16 protein-coding genes are annotated in these 19,067 nt (G+C 34.3%); 10 read left to right on the forward strand and 6 right to left on the reverse strand.

The genetic code is table 11. The annotated features are described in order from the left end of the window. The first annotated feature begins 100 nt into the window (after positions 1–100). The 6 genes from CY0110_RS07785 (at position 101) to CY0110_RS07810 (ending at position 6,452) form a co-directional block, all read left to right on the forward strand. Positions 101–2,395: a hybrid sensor histidine kinase/response regulator gene (locus CY0110_RS07785; RefSeq protein ID WP_008274839.1), complete on the forward strand. Its 2,295-nt coding sequence runs from the start codon at positions 101–103 to the stop codon at positions 2,393–2,395. Between the two features lie 36 nt (positions 2,396–2,431). Then, positions 2,432–3,100 carry an N-acetylmannosamine-6-phosphate 2-epimerase gene (locus CY0110_RS07790; RefSeq protein ID WP_008274840.1) on the forward strand — a complete coding sequence of 223 codons (669 nt, stop codon included), beginning with the start codon at positions 2,432–2,434 and terminating at the stop codon, positions 3,098–3,100. 11 nt (positions 3,101–3,111) lie between these two features. After that, a complete protein-coding gene (locus CY0110_RS07795; RefSeq protein ID WP_008274841.1) occupies positions 3,112–3,717 on the forward strand; it encodes an RDD family protein in 606 nt (201 codons plus the stop codon). A 141-nt stretch (positions 3,718–3,858) separates the two neighbouring features. Beyond that, positions 3,859–4,749 carry a gamma-carotene 1'-hydroxylase CruF gene (gene cruF, locus CY0110_RS07800; RefSeq protein WP_035798841.1) on the forward strand — a complete coding sequence of 297 codons (891 nt, stop codon included), beginning with the start codon at positions 3,859–3,861 and terminating at the stop codon, positions 4,747–4,749. A 13-nt stretch (positions 4,750–4,762) separates the two neighbouring features. Further along, positions 4,763–5,980, forward strand: a complete 1,218-nt coding sequence (gene cruG, locus CY0110_RS07805; protein WP_008274843.1) for a 2'-O-glycosyltransferase CruG — start codon at positions 4,763–4,765, stop codon at positions 5,978–5,980. 100 nt (positions 5,981–6,080) lie between these two features. Next, positions 6,081–6,452, forward strand: a complete 372-nt coding sequence (locus CY0110_RS07810; RefSeq protein ID WP_008274844.1) for a hypothetical protein — start codon at positions 6,081–6,083, stop codon at positions 6,450–6,452. 41 nt (positions 6,453–6,493) lie between these two features. On the opposite strand, the gene galE is transcribed toward CY0110_RS07810, so the two are convergent. The 6 genes from galE to CY0110_RS07840 all read right to left on the reverse strand — a co-directional run bounded on the left by galE (position 6,494) and on the right by CY0110_RS07840 (position 12,393). Then, the gene (gene galE / locus CY0110_RS07815) at positions 6,494–7,495 is read right to left on the reverse strand and encodes a UDP-glucose 4-epimerase GalE (protein WP_008274845.1); all 1,002 of its coding nucleotides are present in this window, start codon (positions 7,493–7,495) and stop codon (positions 6,494–6,496) included. Between the two features lie 21 nt (positions 7,496–7,516). Continuing rightward, the gene (locus tag CY0110_RS07820; protein WP_008274846.1) at positions 7,517–8,752 is read right to left on the reverse strand and encodes a glycosyltransferase family 4 protein; all 1,236 of its coding nucleotides are present in this window, start codon (positions 8,750–8,752) and stop codon (positions 7,517–7,519) included. Between the two features lie 46 nt (positions 8,753–8,798). Then, the gene (locus CY0110_RS07825; RefSeq protein ID WP_008274847.1) at positions 8,799–9,683 is read right to left on the reverse strand and encodes a putative capsular polysaccharide synthesis family protein; all 885 of its coding nucleotides are present in this window, start codon (positions 9,681–9,683) and stop codon (positions 8,799–8,801) included. A 151-nt stretch (positions 9,684–9,834) separates the two neighbouring features. Continuing rightward, complete coding sequence (locus CY0110_RS07830) at positions 9,835–10,830, reverse strand: glycosyltransferase family 2 protein (protein ID WP_008274848.1); 996 nt, start codon at positions 10,828–10,830, stop codon at positions 9,835–9,837. A 74-nt stretch (positions 10,831–10,904) separates the two neighbouring features. After that, on the reverse strand, positions 10,905–11,738 hold the full coding sequence (locus CY0110_RS07835) for a hypothetical protein (protein WP_008274849.1): 834 nt from the start codon (positions 11,736–11,738) through the stop codon (positions 10,905–10,907). Between the two features lie 22 nt (positions 11,739–11,760). Further along, the gene (locus tag CY0110_RS07840) at positions 11,761–12,393 is read right to left on the reverse strand and encodes a response regulator (RefSeq protein WP_008274850.1); all 633 of its coding nucleotides are present in this window, start codon (positions 12,391–12,393) and stop codon (positions 11,761–11,763) included. Between the two features lie 178 nt (positions 12,394–12,571). Between CY0110_RS07840 and CY0110_RS07845 the strand changes: the two genes are divergently transcribed. The 4 genes from CY0110_RS07845 (at position 12,572) to CY0110_RS07860 (ending at position 19,053) form a co-directional block, all read left to right on the forward strand. Next, on the forward strand, positions 12,572–14,809 hold the full coding sequence (locus CY0110_RS07845; RefSeq protein WP_008274851.1) for a sensor histidine kinase: 2,238 nt from the start codon (positions 12,572–12,574) through the stop codon (positions 14,807–14,809). A gap of 192 nt (positions 14,810–15,001) precedes the next feature. Beyond that, a complete protein-coding gene (locus CY0110_RS07850; RefSeq protein WP_008274852.1) occupies positions 15,002–15,802 on the forward strand; it encodes a YwqG family protein in 801 nt (266 codons plus the stop codon). 548 nt (positions 15,803–16,350) lie between these two features. Continuing rightward, the gene (locus tag CY0110_RS07855; RefSeq protein ID WP_008274853.1) at positions 16,351–17,658 is read left to right on the forward strand and encodes an FAD-binding oxidoreductase; all 1,308 of its coding nucleotides are present in this window, start codon (positions 16,351–16,353) and stop codon (positions 17,656–17,658) included. Positions 17,659–17,685: 27 nt separating this feature from the next. Then, positions 17,686–19,053 (forward strand): (Fe-S)-binding protein, encoded by a 1,368-nt coding sequence (locus tag CY0110_RS07860; protein ID WP_008274854.1) that lies wholly within the window; start codon positions 17,686–17,688, stop codon positions 19,051–19,053. Positions 19,054–19,067 lie beyond the last annotated feature (14 nt).

Consider the following 19,067-nt stretch of genomic DNA (forward strand, 5'->3'; position numbering starts at 1 on the left):
CCTTAATATTTAAACAAAACGAAGTTTCAGGATAGGATAGGAAAATGGAGAGATTCTATTTAAGGATTATGTCTCTTTGCCTCTAACCTTGTCCAATGTAATGAATCCTGTTTCAAAATCTATTTTACGTCGAACTTTACCTATAAGTATATTCGAGGAACTTTGTTCTCTTTGGCGAGAGCTAGTCGAGATTGAAGATTCTACAGCTATATTGCTCAATGATTCTATAATTTCTTCAGAAATCGTAAATTTTTCTGAAATTTTGGGAGCTAGAACTTTTTATTTACTGTTATCCTCCCAACTATGTGCTTTATTACAAGGCACCCTAAACGCTTCATCTTTATCGTATCAGGTTACCATTACTTGCGAACCCCAAGCGATCGCAGAGTTTACTCATAAGTTACAACAGAACCTTGATAATGACTCTCCTTGGCATGATCGTCTAGCTCCCTATATATCTCCTCATCTACCTCTATTAAACCCCCTACAATCCCATTTTAACGGTCGTTTATGGAATATTTTAGTACCGGAATTCTCAGAAACCTCAGAAGTCATGTATGAGGGACTGAGGGTTTGTGAACCCGTTGAAGATGCGCTGCGTCAACAAATAGCTCAAGAAAAACTTTTAAATCAAGTTGTTGGTCAAATTCGTCAAAGTTTAGAATTATCAGTTATTTTACAAACAGCTGTTAGGGAATTACGCAGTTTTTTGCAGGTTGATCGTTTAGTTATCTATGAGTTTAAAGAGTTTAAAGAAAAAATAATTTCAAATTCGTCATCAAGAAATTCACGACAAACTGGGGGGTTAGTAACCTATGAGTCACGGGTTTCTCAAAGTATTCCTTCTTTATTAAATGTCGTTGCAGAAGACACTTGTTTTACTAATATTCCTCAATATAAATATAAATACCGTCAGGGACAAATTGTGTCCATTGATGATGTAGAAATGAGATACGCAGCTTCTTTATGTTTAAGTCGATTTCTCGAACAATATTGGGTACTGTCTAAATTAATTGCTCCTATTGTAGTGAATGGTAAATTATGGGGATTATTAATTGCTCATCAATGCTTTAAAAAACGACAATGGTTAGAGAGTGAGAAAGCATTTTTAGGACAAATAGGAGAACATTTAGCCGTTGCTATTTATCAAGCACAATTATATGCTCAAGTCCAAGAACAAAAAAATAACTTTGAACAGCGAGTGATAGAAAGAACTCAAGAACTTCGTGATACTTTAGTCGCTTCTCAAGCAGCTAATCATTCTAAAAGTGAATTTTTAGGAAATATGAGTCATGAATTACGAACCCCGTTAACTTGTATTATTGGTTTATCAGGAACCTTATTACATTGGTCACAAGAAAGCTCAAACTTACCCATAGATAAACAAAAAAAGTATTTACAAACTATTCAAAATAGTGGTAAGCATTTGTTAGATATGATCAATGAAATTCTAGAATATTCTAACTTACAATCAGGGAAGTATGTGTTAGCGGTTCGAGAATTTTCTTTAATGAAAGTAGCTAAGAATGTTATACAAAGGGTGAGTGATGAAGCTGAACATCGTCGTATTAACTTAGAACTAGATTTACAAATTAATGCTCAACAAGATAGCTTCTATGCTGATCCAGAAAGAGTACAACAGATTCTTTATCATTTGCTGAATAATGCTTTAAAATTTACTTCAGAAAATGGCACAGTCACCTTAAGAATTTGGCGAGAAAACAATCAAGTTTCTCTCGAAGTAGAAGATACAGGAATAGGAATCAAAGAAGAGCAAATTCCTTTATTATTTGAGTCATTTCAACAATTAGAAAATTCTCGACGACGTATGTATGGAGGAACAGGATTAGGATTAGCTTTAACGAAACAATTAGTAGAACTTCATGGAGGAACCATTGAAGTTGAATCTATTATAAATCAAGGTTCTACTTTCATTGTTAGACTTCCTAATCAACCTCAAAGCCAATACAAATCTCTGAATAATTTAGACAAAAATCGAGCGTTATTTACTAAAAATAAAACGATTATTTTAGTAGAAAGTAACGAAGAAATTGCTACTTTGATCGGTGAATTATTAACCGCAGCTAATTACCATTTTATCTGGTTAATGGATGGCTCAAAAGTATTCAAAAAACTAGAATTATTGGAACCATCAGCAGTAATTTTAGATCAAGATTTATCAGAAGTGTTGAAAATTAATAAATCATTGAAACAATTACCAGAAACTAAAGAAACTAAAGTGTTAGTATTAAGAGATGAAATCACCTCAAAAGAATGGACTGAAATTTCTCAAATGGGTATTGATGACTACTTGATCAAACCCATTCAGCCTAATCTTTTGTTAAAGCGGGTTAATGCTTTAATGTTTAATAATAATGACTCAGAAAATGAGTGATCAGTTACCAGTTACCAATTAAATTGTGTCTTATTTATGATAATTCCAGAATCTAGCTTAATTGTTTCCTGTCAAGCACCGCTTGACTCTCCATTATTTGACCCTAAAATTATTGCTGCTATGGCTAAAGCTTCCGTTAATCAAGGGGCAAAAGGTATAAGAATTAATACCCCTAATCATGTTAAACAAGTGAAAAAAGAATTGCCTAATATTCCTATTATTGGACTGTGGAAACAGGACTATTCAGGGTATGATGTTTATATTACGCCCTGTTATAATGATGCAGTTGTGATCGCTGAGGCCGGGGCTGATATTATTGCTATTGATGGGACTTTAAGAAAGCGTCCCCAAGGAGAACAATTAGCCGATTTAATCCATAATATTCAAGAAAAATTAGGAAAATTAGTCATGGCTGATGTAGATACTATAGAAAATGCGATCGCCTCAGCGCAAGCCGGAGCAGATTTTGTCGGAACGACTCTTTATGGTTATACCAAAGAAACTGAAAATTTGAATCCTCCAGGATTTTCATTATTAGAAGAAATGAGCCAAAAATTAACCATTCCTATTATTGCAGAGGGAGGAATTGCTACCCCAGAAGATGCCAAAAAAGCTTTAAATTATGGGGCTTATTCCGTTGTTGTCGGAACTGCAATTACAGGAATTGATTTAAAAGTTAAAGCCTTTCAAGCGATGTTTCAATAAGTAAAAATTGTATGTATTCTAATCAATTACCTCCTACGGATAGACGCTTTCCAAAAGTTCCCCTTGATCGTCGTGCCTATGCTTTTTTATTAGATTTTGTAACCGTATGGTTTCTGAGTTCTTTTTTTCAAGGATTGGTAAAAGACCTAGTATTTTTCGGTATTTGGCTAATTTTACGAATTATTATTGTTGGCAAAAATAAAGGACAAAGTTTAGGCAGTTGGGCATTTGATATTAAAGTAATTGACATGAGATTCTTGCGTGTTCCTGGGTTACAAGAATTAGCTAAACGAGAAGCCATTTTAGGATTTGCTGCCATGTTAGCTATGGTGGGATTAAATATCAATTTTAAAAATGGATTATCAATGTTAATCTTTATTACTCCTTTAATTATTGATTGTGGCATTGCCATCGGAGATGAAGAATATAATCAGGCGTTTCATGATAAGGTGGGTAACACCATTGTTATTCAAACAAAACGGGGTTTTTCTTTGGATTTGCGGTTAAAAAAACTCTGGAAAATTATCAAAGAAAAAATACAAAGTCGTCAAACGAAACAACAACGATATCGAAATGATGACTATGATGATTACGACGACTACGATGATCAATATTAAACCAGTGAACAGTTATCAGTCTTAAGTCTTTATCGTTTTATTGCTAATATAACTCCAAACTCCGAACTCAAGTTAAATATTATATTTTTTTATAAAGTTTTGTAAACTAGAATTTAACCCACAGACTATCGATAGAAACTCATGAATAGCCTTATGCGCGTAGAACGCATTCTTGTCATCGGCCATATTTTCTCTATGGCTTTTGGTTTAGCAGGATTATTGCTAGTGTTACCTAATCCTGATTTTGTTGCTAGTTTACCCCCCATCGGCAAAACCGCCTTTGCTTGGTCTATGGCTGGCGGTGGTGTGATGTATATGTTGTTAGGAATGGCTGCTGTTACCGTTTATGCTTATCGTACCCTGGGGGTTTGGCATTGGTTAGGCTTTATGTTACCAGCCTTAAGCATTTCCTTAACCAGTGAATTACTGGGAACCAGTACCGGATTCCCCTTTGGTCATTACCGCTACTTAACAGGATTAGGCTATAAAATTGCAGGGTTAGTTCCTTTTACGATTCCCCTATCTTGGTTTTATTTAGGATTTAGTGCTTATTTAATTGCCCGCGCCGGATTAAATAATAAGATTTCTCAAAATTGGCTAAAAATAGTCGCTTCTATTTTCCTCGGTTCCATTTTCTTAACCGCTTGGGATTTTGTTTTAGATCCAGCCATGAGTCAAACCACCATGCCATTTTGGGTTTGGGATCAACCAGGGGCATTTTTTGGAATGCCTTATCAAAACTTTGCCGGTTGGTTTGGGACTGGGGCAATTTTTATGACCATTGCTACCTTAATTTGGAAAGTTAAACCCTTTAAATTTCCCCAAAGTAACCTAGGACTTCCTTTAGCCATCTATGTCAGTAATTTTGCTTTTGCCATGATTATGAGTTTAGCTGCAGGAATCTATATTCCCGTTTTGTTAGGGTTGATTGTTGGTTTAATTCCTGTTTTAGTTTTGTATCGTCTAGCTAATACCCCAACAGATACCAATATCCCTGAAAATCTCGTCAAAGTGTCTTTTAATAATGGATAATTGACAATGGATTATGGATTATGGAGTTTCTATTTTGTTGAATGATACGGTTATCGGCATTATTTCTCTGTCTGTGTTACTGTTTCAAGGAACAGCAACCTTCATTTTGTTGTCTCGTCTGCTCAAAGGGGCTAAGCGTTGCCCACCCTTAACGCCCCAATTACCTTATCCCGAAATGTTGGGTAAAGTGACTGTCGTGGTTCCCACTCTCAACGAAGCAGAACGCATTACACCTTGTTTACAAGGGTTAGGACAACAAAGTTATGAAGTTCGAGAAATTATTGTCGTAGACAGTCATTCTCAAGATGGAACCCAAGAACTGGTAAAAACAGCAGGATTAGAAGATCCCCGTTTTCGCCTGATCACCGATGATCCTTTGCCTTCGGGATGGGTTGGCCGTCCCTGGGCCCTGCATAATGGATTTTTGCACAGTTCTCCCCGTAGTGAATGGGTATTAGGCATTGATGCTGATACCCAACCCCAACGGGGTTTAGTGGCTAGTTTAGTTAATGCTGCCGAGGAAGAGGGTTATGATATGGTTTCGTTGTCTCCTCAGTTTATCCTCAAAGATGCAGGAGAATGGTGGTTACAACCAGCTTTATTAATGACGTTATTGTATCGTTTTGATTCGGCTGGAGTGCGAGAACAAAGTCCAGATCGAGTGATGGCGAATGGTCAATGTTTCCTCTGTCGTCGTTCTGTTTTAGAAGCATTGGACGGTTATGCTTGTGCTGCTAGTTCGTTTTGCGATGATGTTACTTTAGCCCGTGAAGCAGCAAAACAGGGCTTTAAGGTGGGTTTTTTGGACGGTAAGAACCTCATTCGAGTGAGGATGTACGAAGGAATCAAAGAAACCTGGAACGAATGGGGGCGATCGCTGGATCTTAAAGATGCTGCCTCAACTGCTCAAGTATGGGGTGATTTAGCTTTATTATTATTAACTCAAGCTTTACCTTTATTATTGTTAATTGTTTTCCTTAGTTTTTGGTCAATTGGTTATCATTTTTTGAGTTTGAAATTAGCGATCGCTTTAAATATTGTTTTGGTTATTATCCGATTTTCTTTGTTGTTTGCTGTTTTCCCTTCCTATTACAAAGATAAGTCTTCATTTGTTAAATCCTTATTATTTTGGTTATCTCCTTTAGCTGATCCTTTCGCTGTTTTGAGAATCTTTTTATCTTCTTTACAAACACCGAAACAATGGCGAGGAAGAAGTTATAGTAATGAGTAAAAATGGATAGAAAAAGTTTTAAAATCTTCTATTGGCTAAAGGCAATGATTTATTTACAGGACAATCTAAACTGTCATTATGGGCATAAAATAGAATATTTATGAGCAATAAAAAATATGTTATTTTAACCACATATATTATTTCAATGATATTAGCTGTTGCTGGTTCATGGTTTGCAAGAGGTGTGTATGATGAATTAATACTCTATAAAGGATATTTTCATGTTATCAATGGTACTGAAAACCAGAAAAAAATTGAGCTAACTTTTCCATCAGGAGAATCAACAAATGTAAATATATCTTCTGAAAATATGAATACTTTTGTCGTTTCAAATACAGGGGAAGGTTCTATTGCTGTTAAATCAGATAATCAGGACTTAGCAAATGTTGGCTATGTAAGCAGTTTTAACCCCCCGATAATAATTGTGATTATGGATAATAAGGTAGTTTTTCAGTACATAACTAGACCTTAAGTTTAACAGCTATGCTTAGTTACTTATAATTTAATGATTAATTACTCAATATGTCTTTTTTGATGCCATTGCCAAGCATGGGAAAGAATATTTTCTAAACTGGAATATTGAGGTTTCCAGCCTAAAATTTTAGCAGCTTTTTCACCACTTCCGACTAAAATAGGAGGATCACCTGGACGGCGATCGCCAATTTTTACATTAATATTTTTTTGGGTTACTTCTATAGCGGTATCAATCACTTCTTGAATAGAAAATCCGTTACCATTTCCTAAATTAAAAATATCAGATTTTCCTCCTTGTTGTAAATAGTTTAAGCCTAAAAGATGAGCCTGAGCAATATCAAGAACATGAATATAATCACGGATACAAGTTCCATCTGGGGTAGGATAATCTCTGCCAAAAATAGAAATAAATTTTCGTTTTCCTAAAGCGGTTAAAAGCACTAAAGGAATTAAATGGGGTTCGGGATCATGATCTTCACCTAATAACCCTTCTGGATGCGCTCCTGCTGCATTAAAATAGCGGAAACAAACATAATTTAAGTCATAAGCTTTCGAGAAATCTTTTAAGATTTGCTCTACCATTAATTTACTAGCACCATAAGGATTAATGGGGTTTTGGGGATGCTGCTCAGTAATGGGAGAAAATTGAGCCACTCCATAAGTCGCACAAGTAGAAGAAAAAACTAATTTATTAATAGAAGTTGCTTTCATAGCCTCTAATAAAGTAAGAGTATTAGCAACATTATTACGATAATATTTTTGAGGTTCTTTGATAGATTCCCCCACATAAGCAAAGGCTGCAAAGTGCATCACCGCATCAATAGAATACTGTTTAAATATATCCTTGAGTAAGGAGCGATCGCCAAGATCACCTATTATCAATTCTACTTTTAAAATTTTTTCTACTAAATCTTGATGACCATAGATGAGGTTATCAAGAATAATCACATCATACCCTGCTTTTTTGAGGGCTAAAACAGCATGAGAACCGATATAGCCTGCCCCTCCCGTTACTAAAATTTTACCGTGATTAGATGACATGATTTTTGTTTGAATTGAATGTTAGTTTTTAGATTTAACGAGATTACTAAGTTTATATTGTAATCGTTTGGAAAATGAAGGACGACGTTTATCTTCTACTGCTAAGGGAGGATGGACAGGTGGTAAAAAGAAAAATGGAGGAATCTTGATAGATTGTTTAATACTAGCAGACTGGGATAATTCTCTGAGAAAGTTTGCCCATTTATCAGCACCTACGGTATCAGAATAGTCTGCTTCTATTTTCGCCCGTGCGCCTTGAGACAATTTCTCCCAAAGTTCTGTTTCTTGCTGTAACCGTCGAATAGCATTAACGAAGCTATCTCCGCGATCGTCCACTAATAAACCACTCACACCATTGTCGATCAGTTCAGGAATACCACTACGAATGCGTAGACAGACAGGAACGACTCCGCAGGCCATAGCTTCCATTAGTGCAATAGGTAATCCTTCATAATCGGATAATAGAACGATTACATGGCTTTGTAATAAATGTTGTTGGACTTTATTGCTATCGATTTTGCCCCCTAATTTTATGGGAAGACCTTGACTTTCTTCAGCTATAATTTTTTCTACAGCATCACTACTAGAACCACTACCATAAATAATAGCCTCTGTATTAGGAACTTCCTTGACAGCACGACAAAAAGCTTTAGTTAACAAAGAGATTTGTTTTTGTTCTTCAACTAAACGGCCAACATAAATAATTCTCAATTTATCAGAGGGTTTTTTTGTTTTATTTGGAGGTATAGGCGCGCCATAGGGAATACATCGGATCAAAGATTGGGTTTTTCCTTTGTTGTGTATTGTTTGTTCGATAAAACGGGAAACAGCAACAAATCCAGAAAGCTGATAATCAGACGAACCAAAGACAAATTGATCTAAAACGCCATAATAGAAAGGATCGTCAGAGTGCATGACTCCAACGGTAGGAATTCCTGCTTTTTTGACCCAACGACTCGCATAAAAAGCGGGAACGACCAAATTGGGAATAAATACATCAGGGGTATCTTCTTTTAATTCTTCTAAAATCCAACGAATTCTTTGATCGATATAACGAGGAAATTTTTTGACAGAATGCTGAAATCCTTGTTCTTTAACCAGTTGAACCGCCTGACATTTTTTTTTGTTTCCGGGTATAAAAAATAAGACTTTTGGTTCAATTCCTCTGTCTCTCAGCAATGGAAGAAGCCTGGGTAACCAAGCATAGGGTCCACCAACTCTATCTGGAAAATCGTAAGCACAAAAACTAACTTTCATAAACTAAATTTTCTATTTTTTTTTATATTATTTATTATTAATTATTTTATGATATTTTAGACACTTGGCTCCAATATTCAATTAGTTTTTGTCTTTCGAGATCACTATAAAAGTGAGTGGCATATTTTGAAGAATAAACTTGGGTTAAAATTGACGGTGATAATTTTATCTCTTCCATAACTTTTTCATAAGCATTAGAATACTTTTTATTTTGATTAACATTTGATTTTTTCACAGGAATATTAGTATCACAGTTGAGAAATTTTTTTATAGCTTGGTTAAAATTATTATTCAAATTTTCTAATTTCAAAATCAATATATCAAAGTGATCATTATCAATAATTTGATATCCTTTGGTATAATCAAAGGGATACTCATAAACATCAATTTTTAGGGATATTTTTAATTCTTGATCAAACCAGCTATTTATATAGTCAATGCCTTCATCAAAGTTAGATAATTTTTCTTCAATTATGTTAATTAACTCTTCTCTTGTTCGTAATTTATCATTTTCTCCTAATAAGTACGGATGATGAACTGTTGGATTATGAAATAAATGGGATAGATAGGTTCTAATTGGATCTCTTACTAAGGTTATAAATTTCCAGTTGATATGAGAAGATGCCGTTATTTTGTGTCGTAAAAATTGACTATCTCTTAAATGTCCTTGATCTGAATTAAGATTTACTTTCTCGTATCTTTTTTCTATCTTATTTATCCAACTTTCAGTTAAAAAATGAATATGATAAGTTGGGTTATCAAGACTCGAAGATTTCAAAGATTTTTCAACTGTTGTTGAGCCAACTTTTCCCATAGTATAGATAAGAATAGGATCAATATTTTGCCAAGACTTATAATTTATTCTCAATGATTGATATCTTTGATATGAAAGTAATGTTTTTAAAGTTTTAGGTAACGTTTTTTTTAACACTTGAATTCCCCTAATATTGTTATTTTTGAAAATATATAAAAGATAAATAGAAATTTACAACTATTTAACAGTTAATTTTGTCATAGATTATTTCCCTATAGGATTGTTATCATTTTAGCATTTGAAACCAATTCATTTTCTAAAATCAGACTTATATATTTTTCTGGTTCATTGTGACAATTATTTTTAGGTCAGGTTTAGTATTTGTTATGAGTTTTTTTAACATCAACTTCCCATGCTTAAGTTTTGATGGTTCATCTTTTAAATAATAAAAAATGAGTTTCCAAAATTTAAGCTTTAAACAATCTAATAGTGATATTAAATTGCTCCACCTTTTAATCAAGTTAAAATACATAGACTCTTTTTTCTCAGAAGTCATTTGAAAATTGTTCGACACAAAATTTAGAATAATGTAGTGTTCTATGTATTGTATAAAGCGTTTATTTTTATCTTTTTTATTATAGGCTCGACTAATTTGAGAATGATATCGATAATAGTTGAGTGGTTGATTACAAAAGGCAATATCATATTTTCTTAGAATTTTTATATAAGAATACCAATCTCCACACAATCTCATATTTTCAGGAGCCATTTCTGCTTCTATATATGCTTTTCTTCTCATGAGCACAGCACTAGCATTAGGAATGGTATTCTTTACAATCAAATAATTAGTCACTTCATCAATTCCACTATTTATGAAACTATTGTTCCATCTATTTTTATCTATATCCTCAGTATAATTGGAATAACTTTTAGTAATTTGACTTTTTTCGTTTATTTGTAATGATTGACAATAGGCAATGCCTATTTTCGGATTCTCTTCTAATAAAGGAACTAATGTTTCTAAAAATTTTCTATCTGCGTAATCATCAGATTCAGCAATCCAAATATACTCGCCTTGTGCTTCTTTGACTCCTTTATTCCATTGTTTAAAAGGACTCCCACTATTTTGAGAATTAAAAATTACTTTTTTAACTTTAGGATGATCAGTATATTTAGAAAAAATTTCTTTTGTATTATCCGAAGAAGCATCATCTAAAAAAATGACTTCAAAATCTTGATAGGTTTGATTGAAAATGCTATCTAGACGTTGTTCTAGAAATTTAGCATGGTTATAACTAGGAATAATAATACTTACTTTAGGCATATATGTAAACTATTGAAGTTAGTATTTATTGTTTGAATTTTGAATCATCAAAAATTTGGCTTTTTTATATTTTTTTAGGATATAACATTTTTGTATTTTGTCAACCCTTTCTCAACTAATAAACTATGAGGATTACAACTGTAGACTTCATTGCCTGTTTCTTGAAGCTTCGCAAGCATAAAATCAAATTTATCGAAAATTGTTGTCCCTTTATAAGAAATCGCACTAAAATGAGTCTTTTTTTCTTTGGTTATGTCCGTTGTCCAATCTTGCCATGTAAAATTGAGTTTTTCTAGTTCTTCTTGGAAGAAATAACCAGGGGAATTAAAATCAACTCCCACTAATTTGATAGGATGTTGGGGATATTTTATAGAAATATAATTTAAAACTGTACTTAAACTACCACGATAATGAAATAATGATTCTTTCAGACTATTACTCCAGTTCCCTCCTTCTAACCAACTTTGATGAGAAATAAATTCAAAAGAACAATCTTTAGGAACTAGAAAAAGATTAGGATTTATTGGTTCTCCGTGAAATAGTTTGTCATGTATTTCTTCTTCTATTGATAAGTATTGTTTTTTAATCCAAAATGCTAATTTTTTTGAACATAATCTTTTACTATTAAGGGGAAATTTTAAAATTTTATTGTTAAGAATAAAATTTATTTTACTTAAATTGTTTTGCCGACAAATCTTAAAAATATATTCAAGAAAATAAACGGTTGATGCACTATAAGCATCCACATAATAGACATGAGTTGGTAAAATTTTTGATTTTTTATAAAAAGCCATAAACTTATTAATGGCAATAATCACCTCACAATTATTAATATACTCAATTTCCTGTTCTGATAAATCAAGTATAGAACAACCACTACCTAAGACAATAACATCCTGACTTTTCATAATCTTAAAGGAAATTAAAATGCTAAACTAATCCCGAACGCAAAGCAACTACGGCTGCTTGAACGCGATCGTCAACGGCCAATTTATTCATAATACCCCGAACATGGGTTTTGATGGTATTGGTGCTTAAGTATAAGTCTTCGGCAATTTCGTTATTACTTTTTCCTTCCACAATTAACTTTAAAACCTCTAATTCTCGTTCTGATAAGAGGGCAATGTTTTGATTCGGTTCTGGGGTTGGGGGTTTCAAATTATCTAACACTAACCGTGCAATTTGTGGATCAAGATAAGTGGCTCCATCTTGGGCTGCTTCAATGGCAGCTAATAATCGTTCTAAACTAGCTCCTTTGATACAATAGGCATCGGCTCCACTGGATAAGGCTGCTACCACCTCGGTTTGTAAAGTATGAGAAGTCAACATAACGACATGAATGTTGGGTTGTTGTTCCTTAATCTGTTTAGTGGCAGCAATACCGTCTAAACGAGGTAAACCGATATCCATGACCACCAAATCGGGCTTAAGTTCCAGGGCTTGTTGAACACCAGTATAACCGTCTTCAGCTTGTCCGATAATCTCAAAGTTGGGATGTTCACTTAAGGCTTGTTCTAAGCCTAACTGCATTAGGGGATCGTCTTCTACAATTAAAATTCGCATGGAGGTGACAAGGTAACAAGGAACTTTATTAACAATATGCCAAAAGTTAAAAAAAATCAGTATTTTTCAAGTAACATCTTCACACAAATCTCGACTTATGCTTAAATTCACCCATCTAGGGGAGGCACAAAGATGATTGAGTTAGGCACTCTTTAGTAAGAGTGAGATAGTTAAGTTTATGACTTTAACTCGTCGTAGTCCGTGGCAATATTCTTCTGTTATCGTTGCTCTGGTAGCCTTAGCTTACCTGAGTGGTGGCTTCTTAGCTCATTGGGGCATGGGACTTGGGGTAGAAATCTCGCCCCTCGGCTTTTCGGCGGGCATTGCCTTAACCGCGTTGTTAATCTACGGAGAACAAGTTTGGTTAGGGATTTTTCTAGGCGATGCTTTGTTGATGTTCCTGTCAGGAGCGAATTGGGGAATTATTTTAGGCTCTGCCGTGGGTAGTAGTCTCTCAGCTTGGTTAGCTTTTAAATTATTACGTTGGTGTCATTTCTCCTGTCGTCTTTCTAGAATTCATGATGTTACCGCTTTAGTGTTTTTGGGGGGAATGGTTTCTCCTATATTGAATGCCACCATTGATACAGTGTTAGCCTGGTTAACCAGTCCTCTGAATTGGCAGAATTTTGCGTCACAGTGGTGGATAGGATGGTTAGGAGACTGTAGTGGTATTTTAGTGATAACGCCCTTTCTATTGCGAATATACCTTGATAGCGCAGGCTTATTTCGTCGTCACAAAAAAGAGCGTATTTTTGAAGGACTTCTCTGTGGCGGACTTTTAGTCGGGTTGAGTTGGATGGTATTTTACCGTCATACCCAGGTCGAAACCGTGATGAACGGAGGTTTGAGTAATGCTCAGTATTTGGAGTATTTGCCCTTCCCTATCGTTGTCTGGGCAGCTATTCGTTTTCAAACTTGGGGGGCGGTTTTAGGGAGTTTATCTTTAGCTTTATTGGCGATCGCAGGAACGGATCAAGGAGTCGGCCCGTTTGTGATGCAAACAGCTAATGAGTCTCAAACCATTTTACTGCTACAAATGTTTATTGTTATTGTCAGTGGAACCGCTTTATTATTATCGGCAGCCGTGGCAGAAAGACAACGGGCAGAACGACAGTTACGGGCAACCCTAGAACGAGATCATTTATTAGCAGAAGTCTCTTTAAAGATTCGGCAATCTCTCGATTTACAACAGATTTTTAACACAACTGTCACAGAAATTCGTCAGTTAATTCATGCTGATCGCGTGTTTATTGCTTCTTGGCAAGAGGGGGGACGTATTGAGGTAGTGGCTGAGTCTCTCAATAAGAATTATCCTAGCTTATTAGGCGGTAATGCTAGGGATGATTTATTAACAGATTTACCCTTTCTTTTTACTCAAGCTCAAACCTTTATCGCTGATGATATTAAGGCTTTAAATTTATCCCTAGCCCTGCAACAATATACCCAACGTTATCAAATTCAAGCAGCTTTAGTTGTCCCTTTACATCTGGACGGTAAGCCTTTAGGATTATTGGTAGCTCATCAATGTTTTGGGGTACGTCATTGGCATAAACAGGAGATCAAGTTATTAGAACAATTAGCGGGTCAAGTGATGATTGCTATGAGTCAAGCACAACTTTATCAGCAAGTACAACGCTTAAATTGTAATTTAGAAAAACAGGTACAACATCGCACTTATCAGCTTCAGGAAAAAATGACTGAAGTCCAAGAATTACATGATATGAAAGCTGTGTTTTTACAGGCAGTTTCCCATGATTTGCGTACATCGATTATGGGTCTTTTAATGTTATTAAAAAATTTACAACATCGTCCTGGAGATAGCTTAACCTTGTCTCGCTCTATTTTAGATAGAATGATTAACAGTAGTGAGCGTCAATTAACTTTAATTAATGCGCTTTCTGAGGATCATTTTTCTGAACAACGACCATTAATGATTCATTCTGAAACATTATCATTAGAAAATTTTTTGGACGAATTAACTCAAGAATGGCAGTCATTATTAAAACAAAACAAAGCTCATTTAACTGTGAATATTCCTCATAATTTGCCCTTGACTTATGGAGATAAGGAAAAATTACATCACGTCTTTGAGCATCTGGTTACTAATGCTTTAAAACATAATCCCCCTGGTATTAATTTAACTATTGATATGACGATTGAAAAAGGGATGATCTATTGTCGTTTGACTGATAACGGGGTAGGAATGTGTGAACAACAATGTGATCAATTGTTTAAATTATATCTTCGTAGTTTACATGATAGACGTAGGACAGGTATTGGGTTAGGTTCTTATCAATGTCGTCAAATTATTGAGGCTCATGGGGGTAATATTGGAGTTAATAGTACACCTGGTAATGGTTGTCAATTCTGGTTTACTCTCCCTATTGCTAAAAGCCAACCTTCAGCAGTCAGCTAAGCTTTATAATTACTCAAATTAATATAAAAAGATAAATCAGTTCAAGGGTGACTAATAAATATTAATTTTTAATTAATGTTGATGATCTCTGGATAACAAGATAACAAGTTTCTTAATTAAAGATTAACAACTTCATGAATTTACAGTCCTTCTGTAAAATGGGAGGTTGTACGACCAAGAATCTAAATTATCATGAAGCTGCCTCCTCCTCTAGATACCCTACGCAAAGAGTTAGAAGCAACTCAAAAACTTTATCTTAAAATAACCCCTTCCTTTAGCAACAATATGACTTTATGGGAAAGTAAGTTTGGAGGAGAACCTTATTTTCCTAAACAATTAGAGTATCCTAAAAGTCCAGAAGGAAAACCTTTAATTTTATTAGCTCAAATTAATTTTTCTGAAACCTTGCTATTAGATAATTTTCCCAAAGAAGGAATTTTACAATTTTATATTGATAGTTATCATGACTTATATGGGGTAGATGACGAAGATATGTTAAATCAAAGCCATTTTCGGGTGATTTATTTTGACAAAATTGATTTAGAGGAAAAGAATTTAATCACTGATTTTAGTTTTCTTCCGAGTATGGATGATCCTGATGTGATCTTACCGTTTATTGGGAGTTTTGCTTTAACATTTGAACAAAAATCTGAACCCATTAGTGGTTGTGATTATCGCTTAGAAGAGATGATAGAAAATTTAGTTGATAATTCAGAAGAAGATTTAGATTATTATGATCTTTTAGAAGATTATGTAGACTTATATGATGGGGAAGAACATAAATTAGGAGGTTATCCCTTTTTTACTCAAGATGATCCGAGAATTGATTTTGATGAAAATATAGAACCCTATGAGTTATTGTTTCAAATGATTTCCGATGAAGATGCAGACATTATGTGGGGAGACGCAGGGGTTGGTAATTTTTTTATTCAACCATCTGCATTGAAAAAATTGGATTTTAGTCGGGTTATTTATTCTTCTGATTGTTGTTAAAATTTGGGTATTTTATAGCAGTGCAATAATTAATGAGATATAACTGTATTTAATCGAGTTCTAGCAAGTTCTAGTTACTTGTTTTTATGCTTATTCCCTGGTTTCTCAAGAGAAAATTATAGAAAGAGTTGCCAATTAATACATCTTTGATTTTATGTTTTTAAATCGATGTTAATGCTAGTTAAACTCTCGGCAATATATTAATTTCTCAAGGTTATGATGTTGCTTTTGTTAATGATATTGATCCTGAGATGTTAGATAAAAATATTCTAGAATGGGCAGTCAGAGAAAAACAAGTTACTATTACTACTGATGAATATTTTTAACAGCTTATTTGGCAAAAAAAGAACAAACATTGTGGTGTTTTACGTTTACAAAATTTACCGCGTAAGGAAGGAATAACTTTACTGTAAAGATGTTTTAAGATCATATATTAGATAATTAGAAAATAGTGCAATTGCTATTGCCACAAAAACCAAATTTGGAATTCGCAAAAGTTAGTTAAGTAATAATGGTAAAATATTATAACAGTGTTTAATTAACTAATTATGACCTCTGCCATCGCCTCACAGTTAAAATCGGTATTAGACTCCCCTGATATTATTCCTTGGGAAATTGTTGAGACTGCTTGGAAAGATAAGATAAAAAAAACAGTTAATAATAGTTGTACTCCTCATTATTTAATCACTCCTACTAATATTGAAACCTTACAGGATACTATTAAAATAGCAAGTGAAAATAAATGGTCAATGCTTCCCTGTGGAAATGGAACTAAGCTACATTGGGGTGGTTTAGTTTCTGATACTAATCTCGTTATTAGTACCCAAAAGCTTAATCATGTGATTGATCATGCAGTTAGCGACTTAACCATTACCGTTGAAGCAGGGATAAAATTAAGCGACTTACAGGCTATTTTACGACATCATAATCAATTTTTACCCATCGACCCTACCTACCCAAAAGATGCCACTATAGGGGGTATTATGGCTACAGCAGACACAGGATCATGGCGACAACGTTATGGAGGAATAAGGGATCTGGTGTTGGGACTGTCTTTTGTACGATGGGATGGAGAAGTCGCAAAAGCAGGAGGAAAAGTCGTGAAAAATGTAGCAGGATACGACTTAATGAAACTATTTACAGGATCTTACGGAACACTGGGCATAATTTCTACTGTTACCTTCCGATTGTATCCTATCCCTGAAGCATCTGGAACCTTAGTAATGACAGGGGAAGCTGATGACATCAACCAAATGGCAAAAACCTTGTTACAATCAGGATTACAACCCACGTCCGCTGAGATAGTTTCTTCCTCTGTGGTGAAAACCTTAGAATTGGGGGAAAAAATGGGCTTAATGGTAAGGTTTCAAAGCATACCAAAAAGTATCAAAGAACAAAGTAAACAGGTGCAAGCGATCGCTGAAAAATTGGATATAAAAACAACATTTTGTCAAGATCAAATAGAATTAAATCTATGGCAACGATTACAAGAATTAATTAGAGTTTCTAGCACAAATTCAACCATAACAGGCAAAATGGGAATAATACCCAATCAAGCTATTAGCTGGTTAATTAAATTGAATGACTTGACCCCAGAAAAAGCATGGGCAATGATTAATTTAAGTAGTGGAATCGGACAGTTTAAGCTAGAAATGGAACCCAGTTTAGGGATTTTAAAACAACTGCGATCGCTTGCTCAAGAAAACAGAGGATTTTTAACCATTTTAGAAGCAAATCAAAGCATCAAAAAACAATTTGATCCTTGGGGATATTCAGGTAATGCCTTACCCTTAATGAAACAAATTAAAAAGCAATTTGATCCTCATAATTTATTTAGTCCTTCTCGCTTTATTTAATTAAATTTTGAAATTTAGTTTATTATTATGCACCTTTCTGAAAACTCCAATAATAGTTTTAATTTTCAACAAGCTTTAGAAGAAGAAATGAAAGGATTTGACTCAAAAAATCCTCCTAAACAAGAATTAATTGATAGTTGTGTTCATTGTGGGTTTTGCTTATCTACCTGTCCGAGTTATCGAGTTATTGGTAAAGAAATGGATTCTCCTAGGGGTAGAATTTATTTAATGGACGCTATCAAGAAAGGACAAGCAGACTTAGATGAAACTACAACTCAACATTTTGATAGTTGTTTAGGCTGTTTAGCTTGTGTTTCTACCTGTCCATCAGGAGTACAATATGATAGTTTAATTGCAGCCACAAGACCTCAAGTTGAACGAAATCAACCGAGAAATATTTCTGATAAAATTATTAGAAGTATTATTTTTAATTTATTTCCTTATCCAGAAAGATTGAAAATTTTTCTTCCCTTACTTTGGGTATATCAAAAATTAGGAATTCAAAAAATTGTACGGGTTACAGGATTATTAAAACAATTGTTTCCCCGTTTAGCAGCAATGGAGGCTATTTTACCTGAAATTACCCTAAAATCATTCAATCAAAATTATCCTGATGTAATACCAGCACAAGGGAAAAAACGCTATCGTGTAGGGGTGGTTTTAGGTTGTGTTCAACGGTTATTTTTCTCCCCTGTTAATGAAGCAACTGTTAGAGTTTTAACCGCTAATGGTTGTGAGGTGGTTATTCCTAAAAGTCAAGGGTGTTGTGCCGCATTACCAGCACACCAAGGACAAGAAAAACAAGCGCAAGCTTTAGCTAAACAGATGATTGATAGTTTTGCTAATACTGATGTCGATTATATTATTATTAACGCGGCTGGTTGTGGTCATACATTAAAAGAATATGGTCATATTTTAGCCGATGATTCAGAGTATAAAGAACAAGGTGAACAATTTTCCAATCAAGTTAAAGACATTCAAGAATTTTTAGCAGAAATTGAATTAACGACCCCATTATCTCCATTAACTGATGATAATTTACCCTTAGTTTATCAAGATGCTTGTCATCTCTTACATGGGCAAAAAATCAGCTTACAACCCCGTCAACTTCTCAAACAAATTCCAGGAATCATCTTAAAAGAACCTGTTGATGCAGCTTTATGTTGTGGTAGTGCAGGGGTTTATAATATGTTACAGCCAGAAGTTGCTGATGAATTAGGACAACAAAAAGTTAATAATTTAATCAATACAGGAGCCAAATTGATTGCCTCTCCTAACCCCGGATGTTCTTTGCAAATCAAAAAACATTTAAACCAGCAAGGAAAAAAGCTCAAACTAATGCACCCAATTGAATTATTAGACTATTCTATTAGAGGCATTAAAATAAAATTCTAATGTTTTAAACTCGA

It is taken from the genome of Crocosphaera chwakensis CCY0110 (genome assembly GCF_000169335.1).
Taxonomy (GTDB): Bacteria; Cyanobacteriota; Cyanobacteriia; order Cyanobacteriales; family Microcystaceae; genus Crocosphaera; species Crocosphaera chwakensis.